The 20030-nt window shown below is 58.5% G+C and carries 19 protein-coding genes; 8 read left to right on the plus strand and 11 right to left on the minus strand.

Annotated elements, in window-relative coordinates; all coding sequences use genetic code 11:
- Positions 1–198: 198 nt before the first annotated feature.
- Together tehB and tehA are read right to left on the minus strand one after the other, a co-directional pair.
- Entirely contained in the window at positions 199–795 is a 597-nt protein-coding gene (gene tehB, locus HMPREF3140_RS20660; protein ID WP_032411597.1) for a tellurite resistance methyltransferase TehB, read from the minus strand.
- On the minus strand, positions 792–1796 hold the full coding sequence (gene tehA / locus HMPREF3140_RS20665) for a dicarboxylate transporter/tellurite-resistance protein TehA (protein ID WP_002907483.1): 1005 nt from the start codon (positions 1794–1796) through the stop codon (positions 792–794). Before tehA ends, tehB begins: the two co-directional genes overlap by 4 nt.
- A gap of 111 nt (positions 1797–1907) precedes the next feature.
- On the opposite strand from tehA, the gene ydcK reads away from it, so the two are divergent.
- Positions 1908–2888 (plus strand): YdcK family protein, encoded by a 981-nt coding sequence (gene ydcK, locus HMPREF3140_RS20670; RefSeq protein WP_032411599.1) that lies wholly within the window; start codon positions 1908–1910, stop codon positions 2886–2888.
- On the opposite strand, the gene rimL is transcribed toward ydcK, so the two are convergent.
- Together rimL and HMPREF3140_RS20680 are read right to left on the minus strand one after the other, a co-directional pair.
- A complete protein-coding gene (rimL, locus tag HMPREF3140_RS20675; protein ID WP_002907487.1) occupies positions 2874–3452 on the minus strand; it encodes a 50S ribosomal protein L7/L12-serine acetyltransferase in 579 nt (192 codons plus the stop codon). The two genes, ydcK and rimL, sit on opposite strands and share 15 nt — an antisense overlap.
- A 53-nt stretch (positions 3453–3505) precedes the next feature.
- The gene (locus tag HMPREF3140_RS20680) at positions 3506–5161 is read right to left on the minus strand and encodes a glucan biosynthesis protein D (protein WP_002907489.1); all 1656 of its coding nucleotides are present in this window, start codon (positions 5159–5161) and stop codon (positions 3506–3508) included.
- 437 nt (positions 5162–5598) lie between these two features.
- Here HMPREF3140_RS20680 and HMPREF3140_RS20685 point away from each other — a divergent pair, with 437 nt between their 5' ends.
- The gene (locus tag HMPREF3140_RS20685; RefSeq protein WP_002907491.1) at positions 5599–6687 is read left to right on the plus strand and encodes an NAD(P)-dependent alcohol dehydrogenase; all 1089 of its coding nucleotides are present in this window, start codon (positions 5599–5601) and stop codon (positions 6685–6687) included.
- A 46-nt stretch (positions 6688–6733) separates the two neighbouring features.
- Here HMPREF3140_RS20685 and HMPREF3140_RS20690 read toward each other — a convergent pair whose 3' ends face one another.
- Positions 6734–8239 (minus strand): carboxylesterase/lipase family protein, encoded by a 1506-nt coding sequence (locus tag HMPREF3140_RS20690; protein WP_020324754.1) that lies wholly within the window; start codon positions 8237–8239, stop codon positions 6734–6736.
- 41 nt (positions 8240–8280) lie between these two features.
- A complete protein-coding gene (locus tag HMPREF3140_RS20695; RefSeq protein WP_023301028.1) occupies positions 8281–9624 on the minus strand; it encodes a 2-oxoadipate dioxygenase/decarboxylase HglS in 1344 nt (447 codons plus the stop codon).
- 239 nt (positions 9625–9863) lie between these two features.
- Here HMPREF3140_RS20695 and pcaH point away from each other — a divergent pair, with 239 nt between their 5' ends.
- The 4 genes from pcaH (at position 9864) to HMPREF3140_RS20715 (ending at position 14995) form a co-directional block, all read left to right on the plus strand.
- On the plus strand, positions 9864–10604 hold the full coding sequence (gene pcaH / locus HMPREF3140_RS20700) for a protocatechuate 3,4-dioxygenase subunit beta (RefSeq protein ID WP_004214973.1): 741 nt from the start codon (positions 9864–9866) through the stop codon (positions 10602–10604).
- Positions 10601–11221 (plus strand): protocatechuate 3,4-dioxygenase subunit alpha, encoded by a 621-nt coding sequence (gene pcaG / locus HMPREF3140_RS20705; RefSeq protein WP_004143799.1) that lies wholly within the window; start codon positions 10601–10603, stop codon positions 11219–11221. Before pcaH ends, pcaG begins: the two co-directional genes overlap by 4 nt.
- Before the next feature lie 177 nt (positions 11222–11398).
- Positions 11399–12322, plus strand: a complete 924-nt coding sequence (locus HMPREF3140_RS20710) for a LysR substrate-binding domain-containing protein (RefSeq protein WP_004143800.1) — start codon at positions 11399–11401, stop codon at positions 12320–12322.
- Positions 12323–12622: 300 nt separating this feature from the next.
- Positions 12623–14995 (plus strand): membrane-bound PQQ-dependent dehydrogenase, glucose/quinate/shikimate family, encoded by a 2373-nt coding sequence (locus tag HMPREF3140_RS20715; protein WP_004184259.1) that lies wholly within the window; start codon positions 12623–12625, stop codon positions 14993–14995.
- 69 nt (positions 14996–15064) lie between these two features.
- On the opposite strand, the gene HMPREF3140_RS20720 is transcribed toward HMPREF3140_RS20715, so the two are convergent.
- From HMPREF3140_RS20720 to cybB, 3 genes are all read right to left on the minus strand, one after another.
- The gene (locus HMPREF3140_RS20720; protein ID WP_004143804.1) at positions 15065–16183 is read right to left on the minus strand and encodes an S-(hydroxymethyl)glutathione dehydrogenase/class III alcohol dehydrogenase; all 1119 of its coding nucleotides are present in this window, start codon (positions 16181–16183) and stop codon (positions 15065–15067) included.
- Between the two features lie 24 nt (positions 16184–16207).
- Positions 16208–16483, minus strand: coding sequence for a metal/formaldehyde-sensitive transcriptional repressor (locus HMPREF3140_RS20725; protein WP_002907563.1), 276 nt, complete (start codon positions 16481–16483; stop codon positions 16208–16210).
- Positions 16484–16587: 104 nt separating this feature from the next.
- Entirely contained in the window at positions 16588–17115 is a 528-nt protein-coding gene (cybB, locus tag HMPREF3140_RS20730; protein ID WP_032411604.1) for a cytochrome b561, read from the minus strand.
- Positions 17116–17374: 259 nt separating this feature from the next.
- On the opposite strand from cybB, the gene HMPREF3140_RS20735 reads away from it, so the two are divergent.
- Positions 17375–17737, plus strand: coding sequence for a hypothetical protein (locus HMPREF3140_RS20735; protein WP_004143806.1), 363 nt, complete (start codon positions 17375–17377; stop codon positions 17735–17737).
- Between the two features lie 9 nt (positions 17738–17746).
- On the opposite strand, the gene HMPREF3140_RS20740 is transcribed toward HMPREF3140_RS20735, so the two are convergent.
- On the minus strand, positions 17747–17932 hold the full coding sequence (locus HMPREF3140_RS20740; RefSeq protein WP_002907644.1) for a hypothetical protein: 186 nt from the start codon (positions 17930–17932) through the stop codon (positions 17747–17749).
- Positions 17933–18175: 243 nt separating this feature from the next.
- Complete coding sequence (locus tag HMPREF3140_RS20745; RefSeq protein ID WP_004180158.1) at positions 18176–18640, minus strand: winged helix-turn-helix transcriptional regulator; 465 nt, start codon at positions 18638–18640, stop codon at positions 18176–18178.
- Between the two features lie 193 nt (positions 18641–18833).
- On the opposite strand from HMPREF3140_RS20745, the gene HMPREF3140_RS20750 reads away from it, so the two are divergent.
- Positions 18834–19988 (plus strand): MFS transporter, encoded by a 1155-nt coding sequence (locus tag HMPREF3140_RS20750; RefSeq protein ID WP_070553086.1) that lies wholly within the window; start codon positions 18834–18836, stop codon positions 19986–19988.
- The last annotated feature ends 42 nt before the right edge of the window (positions 19989–20030 follow it).

Here is a 20030-nt window from a genome sequence, read left to right on the forward strand (position 1 = left end):
TTTTGTGACAAAAAAAGGGCTTCGTCAAGGAAGATTTATAAATATTGATGGCCTGAACATTACGTTAATAAATAATCACTTAAAAGGGGTATCGCGCGGTTTTCCAGGCTCATTTTCGCCGCAACGGGTCTCTGTCTTGCCCAGGCTCTGGCGGGGAATGCGGCGCGGGCCATGCTCAGCTTCCCACGCCGCGGCGAATCAGGCAGGCTTGAGCGCCAACAGGGTGGCGAAGCGCAATTTGATGCGATTGCCGTTGGCGTCGGTGCGATGCAGCTCGCCGACGTCCTCATTGTATTTCAGCAGCTCCCAGCCCTGGTAATAATCACGAAGCTCATTAGGTTTAAAGGCAAACGGGAAGCCGACGGTGCAGGGATAGTCTTCGGTATCCATCGCCGCCACAATCAGGTTATAGCCGCCGGCGGCGGTGCAGCGCTGCATATTGGCGATCAGGCCCGGGATGGTGTCAGGCTCGAGGAACATCATCACTACGGTGGAGAGGATCAGGTCATACTCGCCGTCAAAGCTCAGGCTGTTGAGGTCTTTCACCGCCGTTTGCAGATTATCCAGTCGCTCGGCGGTGCGAATACTTTCCAGATTGTTGACGCTCATCGGATTTTTATCCCACGCCGTCACCGCGAAGCCGTTCGCCGCCAGATAAAGGCTGTTACGCCCGTTGCCGCAGCCCAGATCCAGCGCCCGCCCCGGCGGCACAATCGTCGCGGCATGCAGCACCTCGGAATGGGTGCGGGTCAGGCTGTATTTTTGACTAAAATAATCCGCGTCACGCTTTGTCATGATCCTTCCTTCTTATTCAGGAGTGTTTCCCGGTCGACCTGGAGCAACAGTTTCCCGCTGACCAACAGCAACGCTGTACGCAGCAGCAGCAGGCCGACAACCAGATTGCTAAAAATAAATAGCGGCATCGCCAGATGATGAAAAAAGCCGTCTCCCCTGGCCTGGCCGAGATGCAGACCGGTGGTGGCCAGCGCGGAAATGCCGAACGAGAAGCTCCAGAAAGAAGCATTGAACGGCTGACGAAGATACCAGGGCATCAGACGGAGCATAAACAGCAGCTGCAGCAGGCCGTAACCAAACAGCAGCTTAGCGAAGGTATCGGCCTCCCCGCCGTTGACGCTGAGCCAGGCGCTGCAGGCCACCAGCGCAGGCGCCAGCTGGATCCCCAGCGAGGTGCGCAGCGGCGTCGGCAGCTCGCCTGCGCTGCGCAGACGCTGGAGGATCGCCGGCTCGAGGCTCAGCCAGGAGAAGACCCCGGCGCCGAGGAACACCAGTCCGGCATCGGAAAATCCCAGCGCGCCGCAGGCCATCGCGCTGATAAAATTATTGGCTACTGTCGGCAGATACAACCCCGGCGTGGTGGCCTCGCGAGGATGGTTCCCTCGCCATAGCCCACCGCTTTGCCAGGCGGCATAGGCGAGCTGCAGCGCCACGCCCGGCACAAACAGCCCGATCGCCAGCGGCCGGCACCAGGGAGCCAAACCAATCGCCACCAACAGCGTGGTGGCCGGAAACAGGCTGACGAAGCTGCTGCTCACCGGATGACGCATCTCCCGCAGCACGCTCGCCGGAAAGCGGATCGCCCGGCTGATAAACGCCATGCTGAGCAGGACCCACATCGCCATCGCCAGCGTCACCAGCCCATCACCAATGCTGCGGCTGACCGGCCAGAGGGTGCTGGCGTAACGCCAGGCGAAGCCCATTCCGATGGTGCCGAGCACCATGCCAAAATAACCCGCCGGCAGGTTTAGCACCTGCCGCGGCGTTTGCGTTTTATTCATTTTATTGATGATATCAATTTAATTTGAAGTTGCATTCTAAAGGAACCTTATCCCGCGCGCTATGGCGATCTTTGCTATGTTTATGTTAACCATAAGTAATAAGGATCGGCCATGCGTAAATACCGTCTCAGCGAACAGACCCGGCAGTATTGTTATGAGGAAGAGCATGGCAAACAAAGCGTCACCCTGCGCCAGATCGTGGCGCTTATTGATTTCGCTGACGTTAAAGCGGGCAGCGAAGGCGGCTGGGTGGATGAGGAATGCGCTCTCAGCCAGCAGGGGGAGTGCTGGATCTACGATGTCAACAGCGTGGTCTTCGCCGGGGCGCGCATCCGTGACGACGCCCGCTTAACCGGGTTCTGCGTGGTCAGCCATGAGGCCACCATCTGCGGACAGGCCTGCATTCACGCCTCGCAGATCAGCCATCACGCGCAGATCAGTGACAACGTCACGGTTACGCAGAGCCAGGTGCGCGGTTATTGTCGCCTTGCCGACGAGGCGCGTCTTCTCCCCCACTGCCAGGTGATTGCCGCGCGCGGGTTAACCGCCGATCGCGACAAAGTCCTGCAGATCTATCAGCGAGCCACCGTCAGCGCCTCGCGCATTCTCCACCAGGCGCAAATCTACGGCGATGCCTTCGTTGAGCATGCGTTTGTCGAACATCGGGCGGAAGTGTTTGACCAGGCAAGACTTGAAGGGAACGAAGAAAACGACGTCTGGGTGTGCGATAACGCCCGGGTATACGGGCACGCGCGCCTGATCGCCGGTCGTGGAGAGGATGCCATTCCCACCGTACGCTACAGTTCGCAGGTTGCAGAGAATGCGGTGATTGAAGGCAACTGCCTGCTGAAGCATCGGGCGATGGTCGGCGGCGAGGCGCAGCTGCGAGGTGGTCCGATTCTGCTCGACGACGATGTGCTGATCCAGGGGCGGACAGTCATCATCGGCGATGTGATCGTTGAGCACCAGGTCTCCATCAATGACGAGGTGCAGATTGCCGCACAGGAGGGAGAGGCCATTCATCTGCGCGGCCCGAAAACGCTTGACGGCCAGCAGCACATCACCCGCACGCCGCTGTTAGGCGCGCTTTAATGCCTCATCGCGGTCAATAATGCGGGCGTAGATATTCTGATCGTCATAGCTACCGTTCAGATACTCGGCTTGTCGGAGACAGCCTTCCAGAACAAACCCGTTGCGCAACGCTACCTGGTTGCTGCGGGTGTTCGCCACCCGGCATTTGATCACAAACCGGCGCACCAGCCCGCTGGCGGCATAATGGCGGATAAAGGCCTGTAATGAACGGGAAAGCAGCCCTTGCCCCTGGTGCTCTTCATCGATCCAGTAGCCAATATAGGCCGTTTTATTCTGCGGCTCGATCTGATTGAACGACAGGACCCCGACTAGCTGCTTATCGAGAAACAGCAAAAACATTTTGGCGTAATCCCGCTGATGCAGCATCACGTTGCCCTGCACATGACGTCGGGTCTCGTCTTCGCTGCGCACCTCGGCGGGCCAACTGAGCGACTGCTGTAGCCAGCGCTGGTTTTTGACCACCAGCTGGTGCAGGTCGCTAACGTAGCGCTCATCAATGGCGATTAGCGTCAGCGCGTCGGTTACCGGGATCGACTCAGGTACTGCTGGGATATCTGCGGTCATAGCGCTCTCTTCTGGCCCGCAGGGACTGCCTGCGGGCGTCGGGTGACTCAGGGTTATTTCATGATCCGGTCGTCAACGTAGTTGCGTTTATCTGCTGCCGGCGGGAAATACTGATAGAGCCAGGTTTCGCTGATGGCTTCTCCCTGACAGCGCAGGAACAGACGCATCTCCACCGGGTCGGTTGAGTCGGTGGTCGGATACCAGTCGAAAAGGATCCGGTAGCCATCGAACGGCTCGACGTAGAGGATCTCAATCTGCTTCGCTTCCCCGCTGGAGAGGGTGATCACCGGTTCAATACCGCGCGGCGCGGCCGCCTTCAAATCGCCGCCGACAAAGTCGATGGCAAAACGACGCGCCCACTTATCCGGGTAGTGTTCACCCGGCGCCCATCCTTCGGGGAAGCCCCCCATCCCGGTGCGGGTGGCCAGAACGCGCGCCAGCGGAGTGCTCACCGGCGGCTGCGCGCTCCAGTAAAGACGGTAGCGGAAGTCCAGTTCGTCGCCCGCCTTCACCGCCTTTTCCGGCTGCCAGAAGCAGACGATATTATCCAGCGTTTCGCCGGTAGTTGGGATCTCCATCAGGCTGACCGCCCCTTTGCCCCACTGGTTACGCGGCTCAACCCACAGGCTGGGACGCTTGTTATACCAGCCCATCACATCCTGGTAGTGGGAGAAATCACGGTCCAACTGCAACAGACCAAAGCCGCGCGGGTTCTTGTCCTGGAAGGCATTGAACTGCAGCTTCTGCGGGTTATTCAGCGGCCGGCAGACCCATTCCCCGTTGCCCAACCACATTGACAGCCGATCGGAGTCGTGGATTTGCGGATGGATGGTGTCGCACATCCGCCGCTCATTATTGCCGCAGCTGAACATACTGGTCATCGGCGCGATACCCAGCTGTTTGATATCCTTGCGGGCGTACAGGTGGTTTTCCACGTCCATGATAACCTGGGTATCCTGGCAGTGGATGGTGAACTTGTAGGCGCCAGTGATGCTCGGGCTGTCCAGCAGCGCGTAAACGGTAAACACCGTGGCGTCCCCTTTGACCGTTTCGAACCAGAACGACGTAAAGTCGGGAAACTCTTCCGGGGTATCGGTAAAGGTATCCACCGCCAGACCGCGGGCCGACAGGCCATACTGATAGGTGCTGTCTACCGCGCGGAAGTAGCTGGCGCCGAGGAACGCCACGATATCGCGGCGCGCCAGCTCCGGCGCTTTAAACACCCGGAACCCGGCGAAGCCGAGGTCAGACTGTCCTTCCAGCTGACGGGTATCCACACCGGCGTCATTGTACTTAAACAGCTCCGGACGGAAGTGGATCTCGCGCGCCTGCTGGGTGCTGGCGTCTAAAGAGAACATCCGCACGCGGCGACGGAACCCCATCCCGACGTGGAAAAACTGGATGTCCAGCTTACGCTCTTCAATATTGTTCCACAGCGAGTGGTTGGCATCGTACTGGATGCTGTTATAGGCCTGCGGGGTGAGATTGGCGAGCGTCGGCGGCAGATCGCGCGGGGCGCCGCCCCACGGCTGGCGCGCCAGATCGTGAGCCATCGCCTGCAGAACAGCATAATCAAAACGACGCGTTTGCCCGTCGGCAATGCCCGCGTCTTCGGCAAAAGCGGCCTGACTGAATAAGGAAGCGACTCCTGACGTTCCGCATACGGCGGCAACAGCCATGGAAGATTTAAGAAAACGTCTGCGGTTCATGCCTGAGAAAGCGTCCTTCTGCACGGGTGAATTGATTCGCAACGCGTCATCACGCTGCGTGATAATTTCCGCCCACTCTAGACAAAAACGATTAATAATCCAATTGTTGCCAGCAGAAAAAAGGCAAAAAAGCCCTGTCCAGAGGAACAGCCTGTTTTTTTCATTTCCTCTGGCGTGTAGCCAGGGCATACACGCTGCCTGCCGCTTTTTACCCCTGACTATTCAAGGGAAATCTATTCTCCAGTGCTGAATATTCACCCCATGTATCGCTCCTCGCCGCGCGCGTTTTTTAGGCACGATTCGCGCAAATTTCCATCGCGCCTGGTGCTAACTTTTCCCCGATAACCGCTATCTTTCTTCACGTTAGCGGCCAACAGGGGAGAGCCGTTCGGGCTGTCCCGCCACGCTCTCCAGGGAATTCATTCAGGAGTCATGCCATGCAAGTGAAAGCAGCCGTCACGCTGGGCTACCAGCAGCCTTTTGTCATCAAAGACGTCGAGGTCGCCCCGCCGGGGAAGGACGAGATATTAGTGAAAATTGTCGCCACCGGCGTCTGCCATACCGACGCCGTGATGCGCGACAACCCCGGGGTGGTGCCTATGCCGGCGATCCTCGGCCATGAAGGCGCCGGGATCGTTGCCAGCGTCGGCGAGGCGGTTAGCGGCATCAGGGTAGGAGACCACGTGGTGCTCAGCTACGCCGCCTGCCACCACTGCGAAAATTGTTTAAGCAACCACCCTTCGGCTTGCGAAGATTTTAATACGCTTAATTTTGGCGGCCGACGCGAGGATGGCACCACCCCCTACCGGCTGGGAGACCAGGATCTGTCCCTGTTCTTTGGCCAGTCGTCTTTCAGCCAGTATGTGGTCACCCGCGCCAGCAACGCGGTCGTGGTCGACCCGGAGGTTGATCTCACCCTGCTCGGCCCGCTGGGCTGCGGTATCCAGACCGGTAGCGGGACGGTGCTCAACCGCCTGAAACCGGTGGTCGGCGAATCGCTGGTGGTGTTTGGCTGCGGCGCGGTGGGGCTCAGCGCCATCATGGCAGCGAAATTAACCGGCTGTTCGCAGATTATCGCGGTGGATATCCATGCCAGCCGCCTCGCCCTGGCGGGCGAACTGGGCGCCACCCATCAGATCAACGGCAAGGAACAGGATGCCGTCGCCGTGATTAAACAAATCACCGGTAAAGGCGCCCACTACGCGGTGGAAACAACCGGCGTCTCCGCTATCGTTCTGCAGGCCGTACACGCGGTGAAACCGCTGGGAACGGTGGCGATTGTGGGCTTTACCGGAGACATCACCCTTAACGTGCAGAACGACCTGATGGCGGAGGGAAAATCGCTGGTCGGGGTGATAGAAGGCGACGCCGTGCCGGCGCTGTTTATTCCGCTGTTGGTGCAACTCTATAAACAGGGAAAATTCCCTATCGATAAGCTTATCGCCCGCTATCCGTTGGCCGATATCAACCAGGCCTTCGCCGATTCGGCGTCCGGCAAGGTGATCAAGCCGGTGGTGGTCATGTGAGATAACGTCGCCACCGGTCGGTGGCGACAGTTGCGCATTATGGGATTTATTCCAGCGTCACGTGATGCTTCATCACCCGGCGAAACAGCGCCAGTCTGGCGCGCATAAAGCGGTTCTCCACTTTAAACCCGGCGCGCTTATGCAAGCCAATGCGCAACAGGCGATCCCGCCCGCGCAGGCACGCCGGCCAGCGCACCGCGCCGGAAAGCGTCTGCTCGCCGCTGGCGAGGCGGGCAAACTGCGCCCAGTAGTCAGCGACCTGAGCGGCGAAGGCCAGATCCGCTTCGCTGGCGTACTGCCGCACCGGGTCGGTCAACCGCAGGTTATCAAACACGTAGGGCACCTCGTTGCCATGCCAGGCCCCATGCGGGTAGGCGTCATGCTCCGCTTCCGCGACATAATCAAACCAGTAGCGCCAGCACGGCTGACCCACGCGCTGTTGCGCCTGCATCACTACATAACCAAGGGTGGTGAAGGCCATGTCGCGGCAAACTTCCCGCCCCAGCGCTTCATCGCCCTTCACGCCGGGATAGAGGAGTTTGATCAGCCCCAGCCCCAGACGGCGCTCACGGCGCAGCTTCTGGATCTGCCCGGCGATATCGACGCCGAACACGGCCATCACGCTGGCTTCATCGCTATTGGAGCCGATCATCACCGGTATCGGATGCTGGCGGCCGGCAAAGAAGGTCTCCAGCATCGGCTGCGGCAGCACCGCGTCTCCGACAATAGGCGCTGGCCCGGTATTCAGCGGCGCGGTGAGCGACCAGAAGGCCTCCGCGGGGATCGCCCGCAATTCCTCAGCGCTGGCTTGCGGTAAGGCGAAGTGTTCCGCCAGCAGGCGCCCTTTTTCCAGCGCTTTTTCCCGCGGCAGATCGGGTAGCGTATACCCGCTCTGAATAATCGCTTTATGAAACAGCCCTTTCGCTTTCGGGGAGGCCATTAGCGACAGCACGCTACGCGCCCCGGCGGATTCGCCAAACAGCGTGACGTTGGCGGCATCCCCGCCGAAGGCGTGGATATTCTCCTGAACCCACTGCAGAGCGGCAATCTGATCGAGCAACGCGAAATTATAGAGACGTTCGCCCGCCTCTTCTTCCAGCGCCGGATGGGCGAAAAAGCCGAGATGGCCCAGCCGGTAGTTAACTGTCACCACCACCACGTCGCGGCTGGCAAGCGCTTTGCCATCGTAAGGCGGCAGGCTGCCGGCGCCGATGGTAAACCCGCCGCCGTGCAGCCAGACCATCACCGGCAGCGGCTGCGCTGCGCTGGCCGGGGCCCAGACGTTGAGATATAAGCAGTCTTCGCTGAAGGCGCCAGGATCGCCGCCGCCGAGCTCGCGGCAGTAGTCAATGTCCTGCCAGCTGGCGGCGGAAAAGGTCTCGGCTGGACGTACCCCCTGCCAGCGGGCGGCTGGCTGCGGCGCGCGCCAGCGCAGCGGGCCCACGGGCGGCGCGGCGTACGGAATGCCGCGCCAGATATGAATCCCCTGTTCTGCGCTCCCGGCCAGCGTTCCCTGACGGGTTTTCGCCAACGGTTTCGACGGATGTTGCATAACCTGCTCCCTGTAAGGCTGATGCCAGCAGGGTACTGATTTTACAGCAGACCGCAACGTCGTTTGCTGCGCTCCTCCGCCTGTCGGTATAGTTCAAACTCATCCTGCACCGGGCAGCCCAGAGCTGCCTCAAACGCCTCGCGACTGGCGTTCCCGTGCCTGCGCGCCTGGGTTTCGTTGCCCAGATTGGACTGAAAAATGCCCGCCGCGCTGACCGGTAAAAAATCTTCATAAATAATCGGCTGGGCGACCACCCACCCGCGCTCAATCAGCGGCTGCGGATCGTCGCCCGGGCGAAACGCCTGGCGATGTGCCTCACCCGTGGGCGTCAGGCGGTAGCGAAACCAGGCCAGCCCCTGCTGACGGAGCAGAAATTCGCTGTCGGGAAATTCGCTAAACACCTCCTGTAGATGCTGCTGGTGGCTGAGATTATCTTTCCCGGTTCCTGCCGCCTGCAGCAGCCGATCGTACAGCGCGCGCCCTTTCGGCGTCAGCGCCACGCCCCGCTGCTCAATTTCGCCAAAGCGGGCGCAATGGGTGCCTCGGTGTTCTCCGGCGAACATCACCGGCTCCTCAAGCGCCTTAAAGCTGGTCTGCCGCAGGAGGATCGGAACCTCCCGGCGCGGTGGCCCTTCAATCAACGCTTTGGGTTCAATACCGCACTCCGGCATCAGGGACTGGACGCGGTCAATATCCAGCGTCCGCGGCGTGAGATGGTTGATATGACACCCCGGGAAACAGACCACATCGGCAATCAGGCGGTGCTCGCGATGCAGAGCATGGTAAGTCTCCTCATCGACGGTGGCTTGCCGGTGCCAGCGGAACGTCTCCAGCGCCTCCTGGACAAACTCGCGCGCGTCGGCAGAGGTGAATTCGCCCTCTGCTTCATACTGCGCAATCAGCGCCAGGCAGCGGGGGGTGAAGATTTTGCGCCGCGCGAGGATCGCCTCGGCCCGCTCGCGCAGGGCGTGATTTTCAATCAGCTCCAGGCGCAGCAGCGAGGTGAAAATCCGAAATGGATTGCGCGCCAGCGCGGCATCGTCGATGGGACGAAACGCCGTGGAGTGGACCGGCACGCCGGCCTGCGAGAGATCGTAATAGCTAACGGGATACATTCCCATGATGGCAAACATGCGACGGAGCGTCGCCAGTTCTTCCGCTGTGCCCACGCGAATCGCGCCGTGGCGCTCCACGTTTAAGCGCGCCAGCTCGTCAGCGTTAGCGAGCTGTTCATGCAGCTGCGGATTATTTTCCAGTACCGCCAGGTTGACGTCAGCCACCAGCTCCAGCAGCGTTCCGTACTGCGGAACTTCCTGCTGGTACATGGCCGACATGGCCTGCGAAAAGTGCTCCCGAATCTCATCAGCCGTGATGGTGTTCGCCATGATGTGTTACCTCCAGTGAATACTTCCTGGAGTGTAGGAAAGCTGCCTCGCGGCGGGGGGAAGAATTTACAAACTGTGATGGCGATAACCTGCCGCCGGCCCAGGTCATTGCGCAAAACATAACCCATAGTTATGAAAAACACCCGGTAATTTCACTTTAAATTAACAATGCATTTACACACACTGCTTCTGGCGACATTACAACAATATGCCCCCCTACCGTCTACACGGAGTACCCTATGAACGACAAATGGTCCCCACGTGAGGTTGTCCATCGCGATTACAGTAGCCACCCGCCCGCTTACGCGCCGGGCTATAAAACCAGCGTCCTGCGCTCGCCAAAAAACGCCCTCATCTCTCTGCAGAACTCGCTGTCAGAGATCACCGGCCCGGTATTTAGCCGCGACGACCTGGGCCCTCTGGATAATGACCTAATCCTGAACTATGCCAAAGAAGGCCTGCCGATCGGCGAGCGGATCATCGTCCACGGTTACGTGCGCGATGGATTCGGCCGACCGATGAAAAATACGCTGGTGGAAGTCTGGCAAGCCAATGCTGGCGGTCGCTACCGGCATAAAAAAGATCAGTATCTGGCGCCGATTGACCCGAACTTTGGCGGCTGCGGCCGGGTGCTTACCGATGAAAACGGCTATTACTGTTTTCGCACCATCAAACCTGGCCCCTACCCCTGGCGCAACCAGGCCAGCGACTGGCGTCCGGCGCATATCCATTTTTCTCTCTCAGGCGACGCCTGGGCCCAGCGCCTGATCACCCAGATGTATTTTGAAGGCGACCCGCTGATTAAGCAGTGCCCGATCGTCAGGACTATTAAGAATGACGACGCCGTGCGCACGCTGATCGCCGAGCTGGACATGCACGCCGCCGTACCGCTGGATTGTCTGGCCTACCGCTTCGACCTTGTTCTGCGCGGCCACCGCGCCACGCTGTTTGAAAATCGCACTCAGGGGGCCGCCCGATGAAAGAGTATCTGCCTGAAACCGCCTCGCAGACGGCGGGACCCTATGTTCATATCGGCCTGGCGCCGGACGCCGCAGGCTTTCATATTTTTGAGAAAAATTTTGGCCCGGTCCTCACTACCGCCGATACCGCCGGGGAGCGCATCACCATTGAAGGCCGGGTTATCGACGGCTCCGGGACGCCGGTCCGCGATGTGCTGCTGGAGATCTGGCAGGCCAACGCCGCGGGTCGCTATAACCATCCTGACGATCGTCAACAGCAGAAAGCCGTCGACCCGGCCTTCCGCGGCTGGGGGCGTACCTGCTCTGATTTCACCTCCGGCATTTGGCGCTTTGAAACCATCAAACCGGGCCCGGTGGTCGGTCGCGATGGCCGGCTGATGGCGCCGCACGTTAACCTGTGGGTGGTGGCGCGGGGGATCAATATTGGCCTGAATACGCGGATGTACTTTGCCGATGAACACGCAGCCAACGCCAGCGACCCGGTGCTGAATCTCATCGAGTGGGAGGTGAGGCGCAAAACCTTAATCGCCGAGCGCGAGGTTCGCGGTACGGAAGTGGTCTATCGTTTTGACATTCATCTGCAGGGCGAGAACGAAACCGTCTTTTTCGATATTTAGCCGTCGCGGTGACCACCACCTTCGCCCCGGTTCTGCGGGGCGAAGGCGTTTTCAACCACAGGGAAAGATCTTGTCATGTAACCAACTCAAATGTTAATAATATTTTGCTATCTGGTTATCAAATTTAAACAAGTCCGCTTGTCTCTTTCACCGCTGTGTTTTTAACATCATCTTACTATGGAAAAAAATGGTCTCTTCAGTCAGCGCATTCGCTTGCGCCATCTACACACCTTCGTGGCCGTCGCTCAACAGGGAACGCTGGGGCGCGCGGCTGAAACATTAAATCTGAGCCAGCCAGCACTCTCGAAAACGCTTAACGAGCTAGAACAGCTGACCGGTACCCGGCTGTTCGAGCGGGGTCGTCTTGGGGCGCAGCTAACCCTGGTCGGCGAACAGTTTCTGACGCATGCCGTTAAGGTGCTTGACGCCCTTAATTCGGCCGGCCAGGCGCTGAACCGCAAAGAGGGCCTGAATAACGACATCGTGCGCATCGGCGCGCTGCCCACCGCCGCGCTGGGGATCCTGCCGACGGTGATCGGCCAGTTTCACAAGCAGCAAAAAGATATCACGCTGCAGGTCGCCACTATGAACAACACAATGCTGCTCGCCGGCTTAAAATCCGGGGAGATCGACATCGGCATTGGACGTATGTCCGACCCGGAGCTGATGAGCGGGCTGCATTACGAACTGTTGTTCCTTGAATCCCTGAAGCTGGTGGTTCGCCCGGGACATCCCCTGCTTCAGGAGACGGTGACCCTTAGTCGGGTGATGGAGTGGCCGGTGGTGGTCTCACCTAAAGGCACCGTGCCGCGGCAAAACGCCGAAGCGCTGCTCCAGAGCCAGGGCTGTAAGATGCCCGCCGGCTGCATCGAGACCCTCTCCGCCTCCCTGTCGCGCCAGCTGACGGTGGATTTTGACTATGTCTGGTTTGTCCCTTCCGGGGCGGTAAAAGACGATCTTCGCCGTGGCGTGCTAACCGCCCTGCCGATCGCCACCCAGGGCGCCGGAGAGCCCATCGGCATTTTAACCCGCGTCGATGCGACACTGACCCCGGGTACGCAGACGCTGCTCAGCGCTATCCGTAAGTCCATGCCTGCCTGACCCCCCTTTCTCCCCGGCCCGCAGCGGCCGGGGAACCTGCAAACGCGCCGACGCCGCTCCCCATGACGTTAGACATATTCGGCAAAATAATCATTTAGTGCGAAATTATTTATTAACATTTGCGCAAACTTCTTTAACAGATCTATCATGTCTCGATTTCACCAAATGGTTCACTCGAAATCTAATCAAGCAACAAATACAGCTTTATGAAGGTTAAAACCACTTCATTCAAAAATGATTCAAAAGCAACATGTTTCATTTGGTTCACAGTGAGGTGGCTGGTGTGGTTAAGGAGATTACATGGCAACTGGCAACGCGCCGCGCGGATTCCCCCGGATCCTGCAGTGGCTTCTCGCCGGACTGATGCTCATCATCGGTCTGGCTGTGGGTATTCTTGGGGCAAAACTGGCCCTCGTCGGCGGTACACTGTACTTCGCGCTGATGGGCGTGGTCATGGTCATCGCGGCGGTGTTGATTTTCCGCAACCGCCGCGGCGGTATTCTGTTATACGCCGTGGCGTTTATCGCCTCGGTGATCTGGGCGATTAGTGACGCTGGCTGGAACTACTGGCCGCTCTTCTCGCGCCTGTTTGCGCTCGGCGTACTGGCCTTCCTGGCCGCCCTGGTCTGGCCTTTCCTCGCCAGCCCACCGGCGAAAAAAGGCCCGGCCTATGGCGTCGCCGCCGTTCTCGCCGTGGCGCTGGCGGTGAGCTTTGGCTGGATGTTCAAATCCGCACCGCTGGTCAGCGCGACTGAAGCGGTACCAGTCAAGCCCGTCGCGCCAGGCGAACAGCAGAAAAACTGGGCGCACTGGGGTAACACCACCCACGGCGACCGTTTCGCCGCCCTCGACCAAATCAACAAACAAAACGTCAACCAGCTGCAGGTTGCCTGGGTAGCGCATACGGGCGATATCCCACAGAGCAACGGCTCGGGCGCAGAAGATCAGAACACCCCGCTGCAGATTGGCGATACTCTCTATGTCTGTACCCCTTACAGTAAAGTGCTGGCGCTGGATGTGGACAGCGGAAAAGAGAAATGGCGCTATGACTCCAAATCCTCTTCACCCAACTGGCAGCGCTGCCGCGGCTTAGGCTATTACGAAGATAGCCAGGCGCAAACCGCGCCAGCGGCAGGCACGCAGCCGGCCGCCTGTTCCCGTCGTCTGTTCCTGCCGACCATCGACGCCCGCCTGATCGCCATTGATGCCGATACCGGCAAACTGTGCGAAAACTTCGGCGATCGCGGTATTGTCGACCTCAGCGTCGGCATGGGTGAAGTGAAAGCGGGTTACTATCAGCAGACCTCCACCCCGCTGGTGGCGGGCAATGTGGTGGTGGTGGGCGGCCGCGTCGCGGATAACTACTCCACTGGCGAACCGCCGGGCGTGGTCCGCGCGTTTGATGTCCACACCGGCAAACTGGCATGGGCGTGGGATCCGGGCAATCCAGCGCTGACCGGTGTTCCGCCGGAAGGCCAGACCTACACGCGCGGTACGCCAAACGTCTGGTCGGCGATGTCCTACGACGCGAAGCTGAATCTGATCTATCTGCCCACCGGCAACGCCACGCCAGATTTCTTTGGCGGCGAACGTACCGCGCTGGACGATAAATACAGCTCCTCTATCGTGGCTGTGGATGCCACCACCGGCCAGGTGCGCTGGCACTTCCAGACCACACACCACGATCTGTGGGACTTTGACCTGCCGTCTCAGCCGCTGCTGTACGATCTGCCTGACGGCAAGGGCGGCACCACCCCGGTGCTGGTGCAGACCAGCAAGCAGGGCATGATCTTTATGCTCAACCGCGAGACCGGCGAGCCGGTGGCCAAAGTGGAAGAGCGTCCGGTGCCGGCGGGCAACGTCAAAGGTGAACGCTACTCGCCGACGCAACCTTACTCGGTAGGGATGCCGATGATCGGCAACCAGACGTTGACCGAGTCCGATATGTGGGGAGCGACACCGATCGACCTGCTGCTGTGCCGTATTCAGTTCAAAGAGATGCGCCATCAGGGCGTCTTTACCCCGCCAGGTGAAGATCGTTCCCTGCAGTTCCCGGGCTCGCTCGGCGGCATGAACTGGGGCAGTGTTTCGCTGGATCCAAACAACAGCCTGATGTTTGTCAACGATATGCGTCTGGGCCTGGCCAACTATATGGTGCCGCGCGCGAAGGTGGCGAAAGACGCCAGCGGGATCGAGATGGGCATCGTGCCGATGGAAGGCACGCCGTTTGGCGCGATGCGCGAACGTTTCCTGTCGCCGCTGGGCATTCCGTGCCAGAAGCCGCCGTTCGGCACCATGTCCGCGGTGGATCTGAAAACCGGGAAACTGGTGTGGCAGGTGCCGGTTGGCACCGTAGAAGACACCGGGCCGCTGGGCATACGTATGCACATGCCAATTCCAATCGGCATGCCGACCCTTGGCGCATCGCTGGCAACGCAGTCCGGACTGCTGTTCTTCGCCGGCACCCAGGATTTCTACCTGCGCGCCTTTGATACCGCGAACGGCAAAGAGATCTGGAAATCGCGTCTGCCGGTCGGCAGCCAGTCCGGCCCGATGACCTACGTCTCACCGAAAACCGGTAAGCAGTACATCATTATCAATGCCGGCGGCGCCCGCCAGTCACCGGATCGCGGCGATTACATCATCGCCTACGCGCTCCCAGACCATCACTGATCGACATACACAAAAGGGCCCATCCGGGCCCTTTTTTTATGGGTGACGATTCGCCTTCAGCGTCGGCGATTACTGGTCGCCAAAGTGGATCACGGTGCGAATCGATTTACCTTCATGCATCAGATCAAAGGCCTCGTTAATCTGCTCCAGCGGCAGGCGATGGGTAATAAACGGATCGAGGCGAATTTTACCCGCCATGGCGTCTTCCACCATTCCCGGCAGCTGACTGCGCCCTTTTACGCCGCCGAAGGCGGAACCGCGCCACACGCGGCCGGTCACCAGCTGGAACGGACGGGTCTTGATCTCCTGCCCGGCGCCGGCTACACCGATGATCACGCTCTCACCCCAGCCTTTATGGCAGCACTCCAGCGCCGCGCGCATCACATTTACATTGCCGATGCACTCGAAGCTGAAATCCACCCCGCCGTCGGTCAGCTCAACAATCACATCCTGAATCGGCTTATCGTAGTCGTTCGGATTGATAAAATCGGTCGCGCCCATCTCTTTAGCGAGAGTGAACTTATCCGGGTTGGTATCAACCGCCAGAATGCGCCCGGCCTGCGCCTGCACCGCACCCTGGATCACCGCCAGACCAATGCCGCCCAGACCAAAGACCGCGACGCTATCCCCGGCCTTGACCTTCGCCGTGTTATGCACCGCGCCGATACCGGTGGTTACGCCGCAGCCCAGCAGGCACACTTTATCCAAAGGCGCCTGCGGATTGACTTTCGCCAGCGAAATCTCGGCGCAAACCGTATATTCGCTGAAGGTGCTGGTGCCCATATAGTGATAGATCGGTTCGCCATTGTACGAGAAACGAGTGGTGCCGTCCGGCATCAGTCCTTTACCCTGGGTGGCACGCACCGCCTGACAGAGGTTGGTTTTACCCGACTTACAGAATTTGCACTCGCCACATTCGGCGGTATACAGCGGAATGACGTGATCGCCCGGCTTAAGGCTGGTGACGCCCTCGCCCACTTCCACGACAATCCCGCCGCCCTCATGGCCCAGCACCGCCGGGAAGACACCTTCCGGATCGTCACCGGAGAGGGTGAAGGCATCGGTATGACACACCCCGGTGTGGGTGATTTTCACCAGAACTTCGCCTTTTTTCGGCGGCGCGACGTCAATCTCAACGATTTTTAACGGCTGACCGGGGCCGAAGGCCACTGCTGCGCGTGATTTCATAACTGTCTCTTCCTCGTCGTGATGTTATTTTAAATAGGATCGTAGCAGATGACCGACCTCTGCCATTCTCGCGGCCCGCTGCTCAGGGGTGGTGTCGCCGCTGACCAGCTCGTCCTGCAGGTGGATCTCCACCATTTCGCCCATCAGGCCGTTCGCCGCCCCGCGAATCGAGGCGATCTGCTGCAGAATAGTCATACAGGGCTCGCCGGACTCCAGCGCGCGCTCAAGGGCTTCGACCTGGCCGCGGATGCGTCTTACGCGGCTGAGCGCCCGTTTTTTATCTTCAGGTGAATGTGGCACGATTACGCCTCCGTATCATATAGGGGGGTATACTATATTCTATTAGCGGTGAAGGCAAAAAAAAACCCGTCGCGGGACGGGGTCAGGAAGTGAAAGAGGATGATTTAGCGCTTACGAGGCATCATTCGCAGCAGAGTATTATCCTTCAACCAGTAATGATGGAGCAGCGCGGCGAGAGCATGCAGGCCAATCACAAAGTACCCGGCATTGGCCAACCATTCATGGATCGCCTTCAGGGTATCCACCCGCTCAAAATCGCTCTGCGGGGCATACGGCATGGTCAGACCAAAGGCATACCAGGGGTTACCGCGCCAGTACATCATCACCATGCCGATCAACGGCAAGGCAATGAACAGCAAATAGATCGCCAGGTGACCAAGATGGGCGAAACCGGTCATCATCGGCGATGGTTTCGGTACGATCGGCGGCGCCGGCGATTTCAGCCGCACCAGCAGACGCGCCACCATCAGCACGAAAATGGTGATCCCGCAGGAAACATGCACCATATTAATCAATGGCCGCTCACTGCGGGGGAAAAACCCGCGCAGCTCCATCGCCGCATAGGCTACTACTACCAGCAAAAAAACCAGCCAGTGAATCCCAATCTGCAGGCCGGAATATTTATCGCGCATGGCATATCCTTTATGGAAAGTATGATGCTGCCAACATAGCGGCGTTCCCTTAAATTTTCATTAACCTTTACGTAGAATTAACAATTGATTACCGCTTTCTGCCGAGCCGCTATGCCACGCTTAGCGCACGCTCTTTCCTGGCCGAACGACAAACCGTCCACCGGTCATTACAAAATTACACAGTTTTGTTACTTACCGCGCTACTGCCGCCGCTATAGTACAGAATGTCTGGCAGACCACACGGCCCTGGGAGATAAGAATGAAGGAAATCGGCTTACCGTTATTGCTACTGACCGCGCTGGCCAGTCCGGCTTTTGCTGCAGACTGTCAGCCAAACGGCATTGGCGGCTCGTTTTGCATTAACGATGACGGTACGACTACCGACACGGTGCCTAACGAAGTCAACGGCATGGATACGTACTCGAATAATGGCGGCTATACCAGTTCCCTGCCCGATCGGTCAGGGGCGGATGAAGCACTGGAAGGTTCATCGCTGTCGACGCAGCAAGGCGTCGGCAGCGGACAGAGCGACAGTGCGCTGGCGGGCCGCGACTGGCATTCGCCCGCCAATCTGAATGATGGCGCCGCCACCTCCAGTATGAGCCTGCTGGATAAACCCTGAGGCCAGCGGCTAAGCGAGACTCCAGCCTGCGGCGCCGATGGCGAGGGCGAAAAGCAGGCAGGCCAGCGCCGTCTTGCGTAACAGCATGGTATAGAATGAAATTGCGACACCAATGAATACCACCAGCAGAATCGGCCACATGCTTAATAACAACAGCAGAAAACCCTCAATATTGTTATGGATTACGCTCTCCACATCCGCATCCTTGCCTCATCGTCGATAAAGTAAGCAGAATTTAATATGTAACATGAATACATTCAAATAAAATATAATTGTAAATGGTTATACACCGCCTCCTGCGGTTGGCGGTGGGTCACTTTCACGCGTCCGGAGCTTTGGCATCAGAAGCAGTTCGCAAAAAAACACGTCAGGATTGTTCCATGACACTTTAGCGGCACGCTCGTATTCTCGCTGGTATCCTGCAAATTCTTCACGCCATTATTCGGCGCGGGTATCTGACACAATGCGCCGGCGATGACAGTCGCCTGGTTGCAGTTTATCCCCCTGAGCGGAACGCACATCCAGATACTGAAGGGGCTGGCCGTGCGCGTTATCCAGCAGGACCGAATAGGTTTCCCCTTGCTCAAACATATAACGCTCTCCCCATTGCCGCAGCGCCACAACAATGGGAAACACGGAGCGCCCCTTTTCAGTCAGGACATATTCCTTGTATGCGCTGCCATCCGATGCCGGTAAAATCTCGAAAATACCGATATCAACCAGATGCTTCAGCCGCGAGGCAAGGATATTTTTGGCCAGCCCCAAATTTTTTTGAAACTCGCTGAATCTCCGCACATCGTCAAATGCTTCGCGGATAATCATCAGGCACCAGCGTTCACCAATTGATTCCAACGTTCTCGCCACCGGACATTCACTGGTTCTAAGTGATTCCTGCTTTGCCATCTGCACGCTCCTTATCAATTTATCTACTGATCTAGCTTAATCCTCACCTTTACCAGTTGCAAAAAAAAACCAGCAAGGCTAATTCTATAGGCACACTAGTTTTAAAAAGCAACCAGACAGAGGGTCTCTTATGAAATGTAAGGCAAGTAGATGTACCGGCCAAAGGATCCAAACTGCGTCAGTCCCTGACACGATGCTGACCACAGGGATAACAGCGTTGTTTTCACTAACCTGCGCGCTGGCAGTAGCCAATGTTTATTCAGCACAGCCTTTACTCGACTCGATGGCGGTCAGCCTGAAGGTGTCGCCAGGCATGATTGGCAGCGTCATCACCGCTACGCAGGCGGGCTATGCCATTGGCCTGCTGTTCCTGGTTCCGCTCGGGGACTGGTTGAACCGTAAATACGTGGTGATGAGTCAACTGTTGCTTTCAGTAGCGGCGTTAGTCGCGGCAGGGTTATCCCCCAATATAGTAACTCTGCTTGGCGCCATGCTGATCGTCGGCCTGATGGCCGTTGTGGTGCAGGTGCTGGTGGCCTGGGTGGCAATACTGGCGACGCCGCAGAAACGAGGCCAGGCGGTGGGTACCCTGACCAGCGGCATTGTTTCAGGTATCCTGTTATCTCGGTTTATCTCAGGCGCGATAGCCGATATCGCCGGCTGGCGAGCCGTGTATCTCACGGCTGCCTGTCTGATGTTGATGATTGCCGGGATCGTCTGGAAAATCATGCCTTCGCCCCCGCAGCAGCCGCAGCCGCAAAAGCCGACTTACCTTTCCTTATTGAAGTCCGTGTTTCAGCTGTCCCTCACCGAGCCGCAACTGAGAAAGCGCGGGATCCTGGCGCTATTTATCTTCGCCGCTTTCAGCATGCTATGGACGACCATGGTCATGCCGCTCACCGCCCTTTCCCTCTCGCACACCCAGACGGGGATGTTTGGCTTAGCCGGCTTCGCTGGCATGCTGGCCGCCGCCAGAGCGGGCAAGTGGGCTGACCAGGGATGGGCTCAGCGCACTACCGGCCTGGCGCTGGCGCTGCTGACCATCTCATGGCTTCCTATCGGCTATGCCGAAACCTCTCTGCTTTGGCTGATAGCTGGCGTCATTGCGCTGGACTTTGCGGTACAGGCCGTTCATGTCTCCAGCCAGAGCCTGATCATTGCCGCCAGGCCTGCAGCGGCAAGCCGCCTGGTTGGGGCTTACATGTGTTTTTATTCGCTGGGCAGCGCGGCAGGGGCTATCGTTGCCACACAGCTTTATTCCCACTGGGGATGGCAGGCGGTCTGCCTTGCGGGCGCCGCGGTCAGCGCGTGTGCATTTCTGATCTGGTCAGGATCGCGTCAATCATGATATTCGTTCTGCGTTTTAAAGGGGCCAGTCAAAAAGACCGTA

The organism is Klebsiella sp. HMSC16A12, assembly GCF_001808265.1.
GTDB classification, from domain to species: domain Bacteria; phylum Pseudomonadota; class Gammaproteobacteria; order Enterobacterales; family Enterobacteriaceae; genus Klebsiella; species Klebsiella pneumoniae.